The following is a 14462-nucleotide window of genomic DNA, read 5'->3' on the forward strand; positions in this document are numbered from 1 at the left end:
GCGCAGATCCGGCCCGGTCAGCGCGTCCGGCTTCCCCGACTGCCCGACACGCAACGCCCGCCCGCTGTCGCACCGTCACGGGGGCCCGCCGCACGGACCCGGCGCCGCGTGCTGCAGGCCGGAGCCCTCGTCGTCGCGGTCGTCATCGGCGTTGTCGCCGTCATCGCTTTCCTCAACACGTCCGGACCCGGCCCGCAGGAACTCGTCCGCGACTTCTTCAGCCAGCTGACCGCCCGCGACACCAGCCGGCTCCCCGCCGCCGCACCCTGCTCGATGAACCCGCTGTGCCAGCCGGCGGCGCTGCGGACCAGCTACCAGCCACCGGAGCGCCTGCGCATCGACAGCGACATCTCGCAGACACCGTCATCGTCCAGGTCCGGGGCGAAGCAGCGGTACCTCGAGATCTCCTACGACGTCGCCGGGCAACACCTGACCGACACCGTCACCGTGCGGTACAAGCGCACCGGCCTCTTCAGCGGCTTCTGGTCCATCTCCGACCTGCCAGGCTCGACCATCACCATGCCCAAACCCGCAATCGCCACCGTCACCCTCGCCGCCGCCGAACTCGACAAAGCGAACCCCGACGAGCCATGGACGTTCTGGGCGCCGCCCGGCCGCTACACCGCCACCAGACCCGGCAACGCACTCTACGAACCCGCCGAAGCCACCGCCGTCGTCTCCGACACCCCAGTCACCATCGACCTGCCTGCCACACTCAAACCGGCCCTCACCACCAACGTCGAGCAACAGCTCCGCCACCGCATCAACGCCTGCGCAGCGCAGCGCGTCTTCAAACCCGACACCGACGTGACCTCACCCAACCTGCACACCTGCCCGATGGTGCACCTCACCCCGTACACGATCACCACCGAGCCACGCTGGACCGTGCAGCGGTACCCCACCATCCGGCTCGACACCCGCGCCGACGGCGTCGTCACCGTCACCACCCTCACGCCTGGCAAGGTCACCATCCACTACCAGTGGACGCTGTCCATCCTCGAACCCCGCGACTGGAACACCGTCGACGCCACCTACGACCTCAACGTCGACGGTTTCCTCCGCGACGTCGACGGCAAGACCGAATGGATCGCGGCCTAACGGCCGGCACACTCCAACGCCGCGCCACCAGATCCACCCGACCACGACAGCGCCAGACACCGACAACAACGAGCGGGACACAGCCACCTGACCTGCGGTGTTACCGCTGTGATCGGTGTGACGCCGTGTGACTCCGCACAGCAGTCGCTGCGGCCCTGATGCGCAGTAGCGTCATCGCCATTCATCGGCGGCCATCATCAGGAGCAACCACCATGGCGCCAGACAGTCACCGTCGCCTTCTTCCCATTCATCACCACCGTCGCCTTCAGCGGCGCCACCCATGGCGTACTCGATCGAACCTCGACAGGGTGTACGCGAGGCGCATCACCGCCGCGGTCGCTGGTGCAGCCGGCCTGCTCGCGGTGCTCATTGGCCTGCCCGTCGCGCTCCTCATCGTGCAACGCGCGCTGTGCGAGGCATTCGACGCCGCGACCGCGGTCACCCGGCCACTGAGCCCGCAGGTCCTGCTCCTGGCCGCCGTAGCCGCCGGCTGGTTGCTGTGGACCTGGCTCGTCATCGCCACCATCGCAGACATCGCCGCAGCGCTGACCCGCAGCTCACGTCGACCTCAGCTGCTGCCCGCACCCCTACGAGCTGTTGTCACAGCGCTCGCCAGTTCGGTGATCGCCGCAGTCACGACAACGGACCCCGCCGCTGCTGCCGCACCATCGCCGGTAACCGTCTTCACACATGCCGCCAACCCGACGGCGACGCCGCTAACACCGGTTGCCCCGAACGCTGTGACCGCATTGCCCACACTCGCCTCGACCGTGTCGGCGACACCCCAAGCTACCTCACCTCCGCCGCGAACCGTCACCGTCCGGTCCGGCGACTGCCTCTGGAACATCGCAAAACAGCAGCTCGGCGACTCGCACCGCTGGCCTGAACTGTTCAACGCCAACAAAGGTCGCGTCCAAGCCAACGGCTACGCCCTGACCAACCCGAACGAACTACACATCGGCTGGACGCTCACCCTGCCCACCACGGCTGCGGCGACGCCCGCCGCGTCGGAGGCGGAACCGGCCGACCCGACAAACACCAACGCCCCAGCCGAGACCGCACCGGCCACCCCCGGACCATCGGACACGGCTGCCACAAAGCCCAGCGACACAACAAGCCCCGCACCCCCGAGTGGCACAGCTACCGCAACATCCACCGCCGACTCCGTCGCCACCGACCACGACACCGAACGGCACGACGATCAACACCCAGGTGTCCGGCTTCCTTCACAGGGCTGGATCAGCCTCAGCCTCGCTGCGACCATCGCCGCCATCGCCGGCTTGCTGCGCCTGCAGCGCCGCCGCCATGCCCGCCTTCACACGCCGATCCCCGTCCAGACCGGACCGACGCGAACGCCGGTGCCTGCCGGGCTCGCGATCGCCGACTCTGGCTGCCGTGACGGCACCCTGAACCGTGCGCCGAAGACACACAACGACGAAGCCCGGTCCGGTCCAGCAGCGGTAGCGTCCATCGGAGTCAACGCCGCCGGAACCGAGATCAGCCTATTCACCCTGCCGCACTGCGGACTTGCATTGAACGGTCCGGGAGCCGTCGCGGTCGCCCGCGCCGTACTCGGCAGCACCCTTGCCACCATCCTCGGCAACCCGGCCGAGCGACCCGTCATCATCACCACGCCCGGCCTCCTCGCCCGGCTGTTCCCCGACGGTCCCGAGGTGACCGGCCTTGACCCGCTCGGCACCACGTACGACGGGGAACGCCTCCTCGTCCTGGCCGACACCACCGCCGCCGTCACCCGCGCCGAAGAGGAACTGATCGGCCGGCGACGCCTACTCGACACATACAACGCCGAGTCGATCACCGACTTCAACTCCCGCACCGACCACGCCGAATCCCAGCCACCATGCATACTGCTCATCGAGGCCGACAGCCGCTACACGGGTCGCGTCGCCGCGGTCGCAGCCCAGAGCGCGGCGCTCCAACTCCACATCGTCGTGCTCGGCAACCTCGACGGGCTTCCCACCGTCACCGTCACCGGCGCCGGAACTGTCGCCCACACCGACTCGAAAGTCCTTCTCGGCGGGCGCCTGGCAACACTCACCGACGCCGACCTCCGATCGCTCCTCACGATGATCGCCGACGCTGCCGCCCGCCCCGAGGCCGGCACCGACATCGGCGAGTTCACGAACGCCAAGCCACACGACAAGATGCCAGCCGCGGACCTCCACCCGGTCCCCGACCTACCGACCTCGACAACCGACAGCCCTACGCCAGTCCGGCTCACAGTCCTAGGACCGGTCACGCTAACGACCGACGCCGGACCAATCACCACCGGCATGCGCACCGGGTCATACGCCGTACTCGCCCTCCTCGCCGCCTACCCGCACGGCCGAACCCTCGACCAAATCACCGCCGACCTACACCCAGACATCGACCCGGCCGCCGCCATCAAACGGGTCCGCACCGACATCAACACCACCCGCCGGGTCCTCCGCGCCGCAACCGGCAACACCACAGCGATGTTCATCGAACACGACCCGGCCAGCCACCGATACCGAATCGACCCCAACCTCGTCGATGTCGACCTGTGGCGGATGCTCGCGGCGATCGGCCGCGCGAACACGGCCGCCGATGACCCCACAGCACTGACCGCACTGCACGAGGCCGCCGACCTCTACGCCGGCGACTTCGCCGAGAACCAGGACCGAGCCTGGATCACCGACTACGCAACAACACACCGACACCAGATCCTCAGCGTCTACGCCCGCATCGCCGAACTCCTCGAGCCAGACCAACCCGACGCCGCCATCGCCGCCCTCGAAACCGCGGCTCGACTCGACCCGGTCAACGAAGAGCTCTACCAGCGCATCATGCGCATCCACGGCCGCCACCACCGACCCGACGCCGTCCGCCGCACCCTACGACGCCTCGAGGCAGTACTCGCCGAACTCGGAGACGCCGAACCATCCGACACCACCCGCCGACTCGCTGAACGACAGCTGCGCCCCACGCCCGCCGGAGCTCGACCATGAACCTGGACCGGCTGCGCCGGATGCAGTGGATACTGCGCGCCGCCCTCGGCTTCGCACTACTGATCAGCATGGCAACGAACATCCTGCACGCAGAAGCTGATCCGATCGCGCAAGGCGTCGCAGCATGGTCACCGATCGCCCTGTTCGTCGCGATCGAGGTCATGATGCGCGTCCCGATCCGCAGCACGCTACGTGCCGGGCTCCGCATCATCGCCACCGCCGCCATCGCCGGCATCGCCGCATGGACGAGCTACTGGCACATGGTCGGAGTCGTCGCCCGCTACGAACACGGCGAAGTGCCCTACCTGCTGCCCGTCAGCGTAGACGGCCTCATCGTCGTGCTGTCGGTGTCGCTGTTCGACGTCGCCAACCAGATCCGCGAACGCCTCGACGCCGCGTCGCCCCAGGAGGTGGCCGCTGCTGCCGATGCCACTGACCATGCATTGGAAAGCGCGCACGACCCGACATCGCCTGCAACAGCGCAGTTCGCCATCGCTTTCGAGACGCCCAGCGAGGCAACACCCGATGACGAGGAAGCCAGCGCTCACCGGTGCAACGAGCGCAACAGGTACGACAGATCGCAACGCAGCGGACCGCACCGAGACGATGAGGAACGCCGTGATGGCGGTGTGTCGATGCAAGACAGGAATGCGGATCCCGCCCCGGACCTCGCTCTGCTCCTTCCTGCCGCCCGAGCCGCTCGCAATGAACTCGTGGATGAGGGCGCGACGGTAAGTCGGGACGCCCTCGCCCGCCGGCTACGGCGTAACGGCACGTCCATCCGCAACGACCGGGTGTCAGAGTTGCTGGCAGCTCTCAAAGCTGAGACTGGACCCGTCGACGAACCACGCCCCAAGGCGTCGATGTGACCAGCTGTGATGGTTTGTGACGGGAGGAAGTTGGCTCCACCAGAACTACCTTACTGGGCCAATCGGGAGTTGCTGTGGCGGCCTACCTGGCACTAACGGAGTTCGGTGGCCCCACCAGGACGCCCTAACTGGGCCCACCGACGTCGAGCGTGCGCCGGATCGTCATCACTCTCGGTGATCGCATCCGTGTTGTTCTCACGCTCGCGAGCGTTATCCGCGGCATGAGCGGAACCAAGATCACCGCCGTTGTCGAGCCACGGTACGTCGATCGACAGTGGTCTGCCAACGCTCCGTCGGCGGCAGACGCAGGTTCGTGTTACCTACCGGACAGCTGCTCGGCGATCCACGGTGGTGCCTGTTGGACGCTCCCGGCGGCAAGGACGGCCCGCCCGCGGCGAGCGCAACGTGTCCACTTCGAGGTAGGCCGTGCCTGAGTAGGCCGTCGAGCGCGATGACGTACTTGAAGGGCCCGCTGCACTCCTCGCGGTCCATGATGCCGAGCCGGTCGACGAACGTGGCTGGCGCGTCCCGCGCGACGGCATCCACTGCGGTTACCCGGTGACGCGCCGAGGTTAGTGCCATCAACAGCATACCGCGGACATCGTCACCGGTCATTCGGTCATACAGGCCTGTTGACCTGCGGTTTCTTCCGCCTAAACTCGCCGAGCCACCAGGGCGGAAGGAGAACGGATGACCGTTGGCGGCCAAGACACCGTGGGCTACGAACTCGAGACGTGGGCACGCACGATCCTGATCGGATCGCGCGGGCCGAGTCCCTACGAAAAGGTCAAGGCGTACCGGATTTTGACCCGGGCCAACCACCACGCCTACCAGGCTCACCTGGCAAAGGCGCTGCTGAGCCTCAGCTACCAGTCCGGCCACCATGCCTCGCCGCAGACCCGGCTGGCGTTGCTGGAGGAGGCAGCCGCCGCCGCCCGAAGCGTGCAACGCGACGAGCCGCGACGCGGCGAACTTGTCGTGCAGACTCTCGACTCGTACCAGCACACCCTGTATGAACTCGGCCGCCGCGCTGAAGGACTCGCGGTCCGCGAAGAAATGGCCACGGCGAACCGCCTGGCGTTCGCGGCCGGGGAACGCGGCTGGGTCGAATGGGGACTCCGTTACTGGGCCCACGGGCTCGCCGAGGAAGGCCGGCACGCCGACGCGGCGGCCGCCCTCACCGAACTCCTCGACGTCACCCTGCGGGAGGACGCCTGGGGCGCCTGCACCTGGGATCGGCTGAGCCTGACCGCCGAACTGGACGCTGCCGGCAACACAGACGCCGCGGTCACGACACTGGGTGCGATCCTCGACGAGGACCGGGCCAAACTGGCCGCAGGCAGGACCTCTCTCAGCGGCGTTTTCCACACCCTGATCTGGCACGTACTGCTCCTCGACCGCGCGGGCCGCGCCGACGACGCCGACGCAGCCCGCCACGAGGCACTCGACCTGCTCCACCGGCTGGCCGCCACCGGAGAACCCAAGAACTGGAGTGGGTATCGGTACTCCTACGCCGGCGTGCTACTGGCCGTTCAGGCCAGCAACGCCGAGCCGCACACAGCCGGCCAGCCCCGACCCGCGTTCGGCGTCGACCCCAGCCAATGGTCGCCCGACCTGCGGGAGCGCTACTTCGACGAATCCGGGATCGCCCGGCGCGAGGCCCCCGCCTCCGACCGACCCGACACCCTACGCGACACGGCCCGCCGCGAACACCGCCTGCCCGAACTCGCCGCGCTGCGACGCCGGCTGGCCATCCGCACCGGCGCGTACTGGCTGTGGCGCCACGGCCACCGCTTCCTCGAACCAGCCCTACCCGCCTTCAACGACAGCGTCGACATCGCCCGCCGCCTACACACCCAAACCACTGCAACCGGCGGGCCGTCGCTCATCCACGCTCTGACCGACCGGGCGATGATCCTCACCGCCGGACACCACTACCCCGACGCCCTCAACGACTACCACGAAGCACTGACTCTGCACTCGACGACCTGACCGACCGGCCGGGCGCACCGACCAGCCGTGACGCCACGCAGCGCCCGGCTCGCGGCATGTGCGTGCACCGGCGCGTGCGCCGATCACGCTGGCTGGAGCGCTTCACGCAGCCGTACGGCGGCCTCGTGGAGATCTCGGACCGTTGTCAGCCACAGGACCGCCTACCTGATGTTGGCATGGCGTCGCCGTCGTGCGAGGATCTGCCGTCACTGTGAACGCCAGAGCTGAGAGGGGCCGGCGTCATGGCGCCACGCAAGTGGGTGTTCGTGCTTGGCTCAGGGCTCTTCCTGTCCGGTCTGCTGTGCTGTGGCGGGTTGATGGTTATCGGCGCCTTGGTCGAACAGGCCGAGCAGGGCGGCCGGGAACTGGAATCGTGGCCACCAGCGTCGGTGGCCCTATTCGCGGCGGCGTTCATCGCTCTGGCTGCCGTCGTGCCCGTCACCTTCGTGACGTTCCACCGCGAACGGCGCAGCAGGACCAGCAGCTGAAACGCTTGGCCATCGGCGCGAGAGCGCGGCAGCACCATAGGGCGTGCCGCAAGGCGGCGTACGTGGCGTGATGATGGTCGCCGTGCCGCAGCGCGCAACCAGCGGCATGAGTGGCTTCATTCGTTAGAACTGGGCTCTGGCGCACATTCCGTGAAACCAGGCCGCAGGCCACCAACGACCGTCTGAGGGCCGAGAGGCGGACCGCGCACGAACAGCGCCGCCCTCGACGGCGGCAGCGTGATCGCAGCGACCATTCACGGAGATTGCGCCAGAGCCTAGAACTGGGCCCAGATGTGCATGACTTCTGGGCCCACAGGCATCGCGTTTCCCTGATCGTTGTACACAAGTTCGGGACCCACCGGGCAGCATCCTGCTGCAGGCCGCGAGCATTACGGCGAGTCGGATGTTGATTTCCGCCGACCATGTTCGCGGCCACGCTGAGTAGCAGAAGCGAGCCGGGAGGCGGGGTCTCACAAAAAATTCGACGTTGCAGAACAATGCAGAGGCACCCCGCGGCTCTGCTCGATCTGCGTATGGGCAAAGAACGTCGAGTCCACGGCCCCATGCATCCGGACCGGAGACGCGCTGGCCCGGACGCCTGACGGCGTCGGCGCGAACGTCCGGGCGCGACCGGGACGGCGGGCCCGACGTTGATCGCCGGTGACAGTCGGCGGTGGACTACCGTGGGGTAGCGGAGCCGTACGGGTGCAACTGCCGGAGCTGCCGGAACTCAACTACGCTGTCCATGTGGCCCACCTCGAACTCAGTGATGCCGATGCCGCGTTCGTGCTCGCCCTTACCCCGGATGAGCTGCCGCGAGAGGTCATGCTGCCAAGTGGCCGTATGTGCTGGGTTGTCCGAGATGAGGCTCAGAATGCCGCAACTACGCCAGCCGCTTCGCTCGACCGGATCGCTCGCGGCGGAAGAAGCCGAGCCGATGGCGATCACTGAACGCCTCGGCACCTCAGTTCTCCGTTCGCAGAGGCGAACCAAAGTCGGTCGGCAAGACTCCCCAAGGTCCACTCGATCCTGGAAATGCGTCTGATAAAACGCGCGTAGGGGCTTCCCGGTGTCCGCATCTGCCGCAGCCTGTGCGCGGCCGCTACGCTCCGTACCACGCATCCCCGGGTGAGACTCAGCTACACATCCGGTGGCCCGCGCGGCGTTGGCTCGCATGTGTGATTCTCTTGCCGGCCCCATGAGTGGGCCCCGAACTCACGAACACAAGAATCGACCGCTGGCTCGTGGGACCCACGCTCACCGACAAACGGGTCCCGAAGTCACCGACGAAGCCACATGAGCGTGCGCCGCGTTGCATTGAGGATCTCTACGCTGTCGTACGTGGCAGAGCGCTGGACGATGGTCTACGAACAGCAAGCGATAGAGCAGGCTGGAGACCTCCGGCGCTCGGCTCAGCCGCTGGTCGGTGCCGGACGGGCGCGGACGCCGAGCCAGCTGAAGCCGCCCAGGGCGGCGAGGAACAGCCACAGCGGTACGAGCACGAACAGCAGCGGCGGCCACACCGTCCAAAACGGCAGCCACAACCTACGCTGCCGGATGCTCGCCGCTCAGTTCGCTCCGTTGAATCCGCCCAAGACCGCGATGCCGACCACGCTGCACCACACGATCATGAACAATCCGTAGAGCACGCTCAGGATCCAGCCAGCAATGACACCCACGTTGGCCAGTTCGATCCCGCGTTCTCCGCTCTGCGCGATCTGCTCCTTGGCCTTACGCCCGAAGTAGATCCCTAGAGGTGGGAAGACGACGAAGGCGAACACAGCAGCGAGGATGGCGTACGTGTTCACGGGCGGAAGCGGGACGTACTGGAACTTCGGTGGTTCGGTCATTTGCCCGTCAGCTCCCACAGGACGATCACACCATCATGGCCCGAGCAGTATCGCAACCCTTTGATCACCAGGACATCGTTCTTTCGGTAAGGCATAGCATCTTCAGCCAACCCGAGGACGGCTGGGATCATCCGCGACGTCGACCACTCCAGCTGCGGCCGGTGCACGGCACATCCTCAATTCGGCTATGAGTGCGCGCCAAGGTCACCGGCTCGACCGTGACGATGTCACTGTCTATAGCGAGCGCATTGCGGCATGTCCGCGCACCTGATCAAGGCGTCCCGATAGGTCACCGCACTCGATCGGCAAGGGCGTGCACGTGGTTGTGGTCGACCTGTGTGCGCGTCCTGGCCCGCACCCACGTGGACTGTCAGAGGAGGGCGATCTGGCCCGGCAACGGCTCGTCGTCAAGGGGGTTGGTGAGGTGCCATAGCCGAAGCACGTTGTCGTGGTGATGGCGAGTGAGCCATCGGCCTTGTCGCTCGGCGCCGTAGATCGAGCCGGGAGCGTGCAGCCCCGGGTAACGGAGCCGGGAACGGCATCTGAGGCTCCGCGCCGAAAGCAGCAGGTGTTCCTCAGTGTCATCGGGCAGGTCGGTGCTGACGACGGAGATCAGTATCAGCTCGTCGGTAACGAACACAGCCCAGTCCGTGAAGCGCCAGCCAGCGAGGTCGGGCGGCATATCCGCTATATCGTCGAGGTGCCGGTTCACGAGAATTACCTCGGTGTCGATGTCACGGACGGACAGGAAGCCGTCAAGGGCCATGGTGAGGTAACGGTCCCCGGCCGGGTTGAAACCGGCGAGGTCGCGGCCGCCGAGTGCTCGCACAGCGATGCGCCCATCGGTCAGGCTGATCAAAGCGCCGGGTGAGGGATCCGGTTGGAGCAGGGCCAGGCCGGTCCAGGCGTCCGTAGGGCGGTGCAGGAACCAGGCCGCCTCCGGCCCGGGCACTGCCACACGATGGATCTCGTCGCCGGTCGGGGCGTACACGGCCATCAGTTCCCGGGTGTCGGCCAAGCGGATCCACAGGATGTCATTGCCGTCCAGGTGAAAGCTGACCTGACGATCCGGAGCCTTGCCAGCGACTCGGTCCCAGGTGCGTCGCCAGCGGAGCGTCCCGGCGTGGTCCAGGACTGCGATTTCGTGCTGGTCGCCGACCGCGAGGAGTTGGTGCGTGGCGCTGGCCTCCATCTGCGGATCGTCGAGCGGAACCGCGGTCCGAGCCAGTGGCCGCAGGTCGTGGTCGAACAGGCTGACGGTCATGGTGGCGGGCTCGGTGACCACCCAGCCCAGGCCCGAGGCCGGCGTGACGCGCCGCATGCTGGGCAGCTGGACCTGGTTGATCAGGCGCGGGTGCATCTGCGCAGGATAGAAGTCGTCACCGCTGACTTTGATCGAACGCACGCACATCAGCAGAGTGGCGAGCATGATCACGTGAGCGCTCATCGGCATGTCCGCGCGCCAAGGTCACCGGCTCGACCTTGACGACGTCACTGTCTGTAGCGAGCGCATCGCGGCAGATCCGCACACGTGATCAACCGCCAGGGGTTCACACCGAGCGGCGAAAGATGACCGAACAGGCCTACCGTCGTGCGACGTTCGCCCGGTCGAGTCGCCACTGCGCGGCTTCCCGATGCTGCGGACCGAATAGCGGCCGCCAGTATGGGTCGGTCATCGCATACTCGATGGTTAGCTCGGGACGCCCGGCACGCACCAGTCGTTCGAACCCTGTCTGGATGTCGCCGCTGACGACGAGCCGCCGAGCAGCCTCTACCGCACCGTAACTCTTGATCATCGCCTGCCACGCGGTCGGATGATAGGGCGGCGAAAGCTTGTTACATACGTCGATTGCTTCACTACACGCGGCCTCGAACTCGTCCTCCAGAGACATGCTGTGAGTTTCGCGGCGCAACGTCGGCGGGACAATCGGCGAGTCGGCCGAACATGCTGCATTTGACGCGTAGGACGTCTGCGGTCCCCTCAGGCATGCGACCAAGCATGCCCAGCGGCATGAGCGGGCTCCGCTGGGCGTGCCTCCGATGCGAGCTCGCGACCAGGAAGTCTGCGTATTGACGGTTTGGATGATTACCCATAGCACTTCTGGCCAGCCGCAGAGACCCGACCGCAGGGCGGATCGACTCACTTGATTAGTCCTCCAGGCTCTAGGCGGAACGATGATGGACCCGACCGTGAAGTTGAGAACCGCTAGATCGATGTCAAGTCAACGTAGGGCCGGATGGTGACAGTCGTGAATAGCCGCACTGTGCTTCGATCGATCTTGCGGGTTGGCGTCGTGCTGACCGTGTTGACCGGCGGGATCGCAGGTAACGTTCTGCTGGTCAAGGGCGAAAATGACTTGATAGAACTGATAGCAGGTGGCGCATTAGTAACGCTAGTTGGCCTAGTTGCAGTCGAAAGTGTCACGAAGCGACTCGAAGACCGTCCACCGGTTCTGAATGAACTAGATCATGCTGCAGATGCACTGGCCGACGCGGTTGGCCAGCAATGGGAGAGGGCAGCGTTAGAGCGTGGTCTCATTCATCCGACACCAGTGACGGTGCGCTGGCGATGGGCAGCGCAAGCGGTCGCCGGTCCAGCGTCCGACGCGGTGAGCACCGGCGGCGCCGTCCGCTTTCCGCCGCTGGCAGGCATGACTTCCGTTTCTCAAACCCAACTGCTTGAAGGACGAGTTCAGGACCTCTTCGCGATCTACGCAGGTCTGGACTCTGGTCGGCTATTTATCATCGGCGGTCCGGGCACCGGGAAAAGCGCTGCGGCCACCATGCTAATCAATGATGCTTTGAAGCATCGACGTGGGCTCGTGAACGAGGAGAGAGATGCGACGCCCGTGCCGATTCTTCTAAGTTGCACTACTTGGAATCCAATAGATGTCCCGTTTGAGACTTGGGTCGCGGATCAGATAATGAACTCCTACCGTTTTCTCAGGGCGGCCGAGTATGGGGCTAATGCAGCCGAACACTTAGTTCGGCGCGGACGTGTCGCCATTATGCTGGACGGCTTTGACGAAGCGTCTGTTGATCTTCAACCGAAAATTCTGGCAGGCCTAAACGGACAAGCGCGTTGCCGACTAATCGTACTGAGCCGAGACGAGCAGTTGATTGCCGCTGCCAGGCGAGAGCACCTCGCTGGAGCGGCAGCCTTGCAGTTACAGCCAATAACTCGAGACGATGCATCTGAATATCTGGCGCGTTGCCGAGTGCAGCCACCCCCAGAGCCTTGGCGGAAACTGGTCGAGCAGATCAAGACCGGCGCCGATCCAGCGGTTGCAGAGGCACTCAACAAGCCGCTCACCCTTTCGTTGGTTCGCGATACTTTTCATGCCGATGCCGATGCTGAACTGCTAGGCCCTGGACTATTCACGACGAGTGCTGAGGTAGAGGAGTTCTTGCTCGACCGAGTAATTCCTGCGGCATACCGGCCTAGGCCGGGGCCCTTGGCGCCACCGTACACTGAGGTCCAAGCCGCTAGGTGGCTTGGATATATCGCATCCCAAATGAGCGCGGCTAACACGCACGACCTGGCGTGGTGGAGGATGCCGACGTGGAAACCACCGGCATTTCGGGCTATTGCGAACGGTCTGCTCGCAGCGCTCGTTTTCACGGCGGTCGGATGGATAACGTTCGGATTGCAGTTCGCGGCCTATTCGGCGGTCGGTGGACTAATTGCCGGCACCATCGTTGGCGCATTCGCCGAGTGGCGGCCGGAGGATCGTCCGGTCAAACTGGCCCCGTTACGCTGGCGAGCACTCGGCTCTCCTGGCAGTAGGAACATTAACCTGATAGGGATTGTAACTAGCGTCGGGTATGGCACTGTGGCCGGCATTGCTTTCGGACTTGCGGGCGGGCCCACTCTGGGTGTAGTGCTTGGTGTGGGGGTCGCTCTCGCTTTTCAATTTTCGACAGCGGTATCGATCCTAACGGCTGCGCCGTATGCTGACGTCGGCAGTCCGGTGGATCCCATGACTGGTTGGCGTCGTGATAGGGATACCGGATTTGTGGTTGGTACTGCATTTGGTGTCGCCCTTGGGGTGCTCACTGGTGTTTCATTCGGCCTGGTCTACGGGTTGGTCCGCGGATTCGAGACGGGCATGACCGCCGCGATCGCAGCAGGAATCGCGATATCCCTCACATATGTTCGAACATGGGAAGCGCGTTTGGCGTTCATTCAGATATGTTCGCGCGGACAAGGTCCCGCCCGGATGATGCGATTCCTTGCAGACGCACATCGGCGTGGCGTGCTCCGCTCATCCGGTCCGGTTTTTCAATTTCGTCATTCACGCCTCCGGGACCGGCTGGCCGAGGCGTATAACAGTCTTCCGGCAGGGCAGTAATACGTGAAGGCGCCAGGTCAACTTTCTAATTTTGTAGGGGCCCACCCGTAGCCGCATAACTGATGAATTCACAGCTTCGAATTGTCGAGCCAACGGGCATACCTAGGCTTTCGGCGTGATCGAGGCACTGCGTGCCCCGAATGAGGAGCCTCACGATCACCTGCATATCAAACAGAAGTGCGCACCGAACCGGCCCTCCTCACCACGGGGGGTCTACGCAGAGTGACTGGATTGCCCGTGTTGACCTCGACGCCGCTGCAGGCCGTGCTCAACAAAATGGTGCTCGTTCTCGATCTCATGAGCATTTCGCGCGGGGTGGGCCAGCAAGGTGGCGTCGAAGTGGAACATCCGGCTTCCGGTCTGGCGAACGAACTCAGCTGGACCGCTCCCGGTCGTGGGTGGTTACGTAGTGTGCTGTGTGGTGGCGGGCTGCTGCCCGGTGCGGCCTTGATCGCGGCGTGGAGGTCTGGGTGGATCGACCGGGACGTGCTGACCCGGGCACGTGACCGGCCACGACCGTAGGAGTGACGAGATGACCAACCCGGCAGGCGGTAGGCGCACGATCGAGGTCGACGCGGACGTGTACGAGGTGCTTGCCAGCACTGCGACCACCCGCAACACCGACGTCAACGGTGCGTTGCGTTACCTGATCGAGGTGCCGCCGGTGCCGGCGGCCCGGACGGACAACGAGGACGAGTAAGGATCAGGAACCCGACGCCGAAGTGGGGCCCCCGCCGGCGGGGGGCGGCGGGGGGGGGGCCGGGGGTGAAGGGAGGCCCCGCGGCGCAACCCGCGCGGCGGGGGGGGCCCCCCCCCCCCCCCC

Annotated in this window: 13 protein-coding genes; 8 read left to right on the forward strand and 5 right to left on the reverse strand. The window is 65.6% G+C overall.

What is annotated here, in order from left to right:
- The first annotated feature begins 108 nt into the window (after nucleotides 1-108).
- The 5 genes from ABZ321_RS25960 to ABZ321_RS25980 all read left to right on the forward strand — a co-directional run bounded on the left by ABZ321_RS25960 (nucleotide 109) and on the right by ABZ321_RS25980 (nucleotide 7437).
- A complete protein-coding gene (locus ABZ321_RS25960) occupies nucleotides 109-1098 on the forward strand; it encodes a hypothetical protein (RefSeq protein WP_354895553.1) in 990 nt (329 codons plus the stop codon).
- A 212-nt stretch (nucleotides 1099-1310) separates the two neighbouring features.
- The gene (locus tag ABZ321_RS25965) at nucleotides 1311-4088 is read left to right on the forward strand and encodes a BTAD domain-containing putative transcriptional regulator (protein ID WP_354895556.1); all 2778 of its coding nucleotides are present in this window, start codon (nucleotides 1311-1313) and stop codon (nucleotides 4086-4088) included.
- Complete coding sequence (locus ABZ321_RS25970; protein WP_354895559.1) at nucleotides 4085-4957, forward strand: DUF2637 domain-containing protein; 873 nt, start codon at nucleotides 4085-4087, stop codon at nucleotides 4955-4957. The genes ABZ321_RS25965 and ABZ321_RS25970 overlap by 4 nt, the downstream gene beginning before the upstream one ends.
- Nucleotides 4958-5647: 690 nt before the next feature.
- Nucleotides 5648-6949 carry a hypothetical protein gene (locus ABZ321_RS25975; protein ID WP_354895562.1) on the forward strand — a complete coding sequence of 434 codons (1302 nt, stop codon included), beginning with the start codon at nucleotides 5648-5650 and terminating at the stop codon, nucleotides 6947-6949.
- Between the two features lie 242 nt (nucleotides 6950-7191).
- Nucleotides 7192-7437 carry a hypothetical protein gene (locus ABZ321_RS25980; RefSeq protein WP_354895564.1) on the forward strand — a complete coding sequence of 82 codons (246 nt, stop codon included), beginning with the start codon at nucleotides 7192-7194 and terminating at the stop codon, nucleotides 7435-7437.
- Nucleotides 7438-8115: 678 nt separating this feature from the next.
- Here ABZ321_RS25980 and ABZ321_RS25985 read toward each other — a convergent pair.
- The 5 genes from ABZ321_RS25985 to ABZ321_RS26005 all read right to left on the reverse strand — a co-directional run bounded on the left by ABZ321_RS25985 (nucleotide 8116) and on the right by ABZ321_RS26005 (nucleotide 11179).
- Nucleotides 8116-8385, reverse strand: a complete 270-nt coding sequence (locus ABZ321_RS25985) for a hypothetical protein (protein WP_354895567.1) — start codon at nucleotides 8383-8385, stop codon at nucleotides 8116-8118.
- Between the two features lie 464 nt (nucleotides 8386-8849).
- Nucleotides 8850-8981, reverse strand: coding sequence for a hypothetical protein (locus ABZ321_RS25990; RefSeq protein WP_354895570.1), 132 nt, complete (start codon nucleotides 8979-8981; stop codon nucleotides 8850-8852).
- A gap of 24 nt (nucleotides 8982-9005) precedes the next feature.
- Nucleotides 9006-9287, reverse strand: a complete 282-nt coding sequence (locus ABZ321_RS25995; RefSeq protein WP_344511206.1) for a DUF4190 domain-containing protein — start codon at nucleotides 9285-9287, stop codon at nucleotides 9006-9008.
- 370 nt (nucleotides 9288-9657) lie between these two features.
- Nucleotides 9658-10716, reverse strand: coding sequence for a hypothetical protein (locus ABZ321_RS26000; RefSeq protein ID WP_354895599.1), 1059 nt, complete (start codon nucleotides 10714-10716; stop codon nucleotides 9658-9660).
- Nucleotides 10717-10870: 154 nt separating this feature from the next.
- Nucleotides 10871-11179, reverse strand: a complete 309-nt coding sequence (locus tag ABZ321_RS26005; protein ID WP_354895573.1) for a hypothetical protein — start codon at nucleotides 11177-11179, stop codon at nucleotides 10871-10873.
- Nucleotides 11180-11581: 402 nt separating this feature from the next.
- Between ABZ321_RS26005 and ABZ321_RS26010 the strand changes: the two genes are divergently transcribed.
- The 3 genes from ABZ321_RS26010 (at nucleotide 11582) to ABZ321_RS26020 (ending at nucleotide 14339) form a co-directional block, all read left to right on the forward strand.
- The gene (locus ABZ321_RS26010; protein WP_354895576.1) at nucleotides 11582-13639 is read left to right on the forward strand and encodes a hypothetical protein; all 2058 of its coding nucleotides are present in this window, start codon (nucleotides 11582-11584) and stop codon (nucleotides 13637-13639) included.
- Between the two features lie 237 nt (nucleotides 13640-13876).
- On the forward strand, nucleotides 13877-14161 hold the full coding sequence (locus ABZ321_RS26015; RefSeq protein ID WP_354895579.1) for a hypothetical protein: 285 nt from the start codon (nucleotides 13877-13879) through the stop codon (nucleotides 14159-14161).
- 10 nt (nucleotides 14162-14171) lie between these two features.
- Nucleotides 14172-14339, forward strand: coding sequence for a hypothetical protein (locus ABZ321_RS26020; protein ID WP_354895582.1), 168 nt, complete (start codon nucleotides 14172-14174; stop codon nucleotides 14337-14339).
- Nucleotides 14340-14462 lie beyond the last annotated feature (123 nt).

The sequence above is a fragment of the Dactylosporangium sp. NPDC006015 genome, from assembly GCF_040614215.1.
GTDB lineage: Bacteria > Actinomycetota > Actinomycetes > Mycobacteriales > Micromonosporaceae > Dactylosporangium > Dactylosporangium maewongense.

What these genes read in the sequence shown, in the direction of transcription:
- ABZ321_RS25965 (WP_354895556.1), top strand. Translation starts at nt 1,311, where the DNA reads ATGGCGCCAGACAGTCACCGTCGCCTTCTTCCCATTCATCACCACCGT.
- ABZ321_RS25970 (WP_354895559.1), top strand. Translation starts at nt 4,085, where the DNA reads ATGAACCTGGACCGGCTGCGCCGGATGCAGTGGATACTGCGCGCCGCC.
- ABZ321_RS25975 (WP_354895562.1), top strand. Translation starts at nt 5,648, where the DNA reads ATGACCGTTGGCGGCCAAGACACCGTGGGCTACGAACTCGAGACGTGG.
- ABZ321_RS25980 (WP_354895564.1), top strand. Translation starts at nt 7,192, where the DNA reads ATGGCGCCACGCAAGTGGGTGTTCGTGCTTGGCTCAGGGCTCTTCCTG.
- ABZ321_RS25995 (WP_344511206.1), bottom strand. Translation starts at nt 9,287, where the DNA reads ATGACCGAACCACCGAAGTTCCAGTACGTCCCGCTTCCGCCCGTGAAC.
- ABZ321_RS26000 (WP_354895599.1), bottom strand. Translation starts at nt 10,716, where the DNA reads ATGCTCGCCACTCTGCTGATGTGCGTGCGTTCGATCAAAGTCAGCGGT.
- ABZ321_RS26005 (WP_354895573.1), bottom strand. Translation starts at nt 11,179, where the DNA reads ATGTCTCTGGAGGACGAGTTCGAGGCCGCGTGTAGTGAAGCAATCGAC.
- ABZ321_RS26020 (WP_354895582.1), top strand. Translation starts at nt 14,172, where the DNA reads ATGACCAACCCGGCAGGCGGTAGGCGCACGATCGAGGTCGACGCGGAC.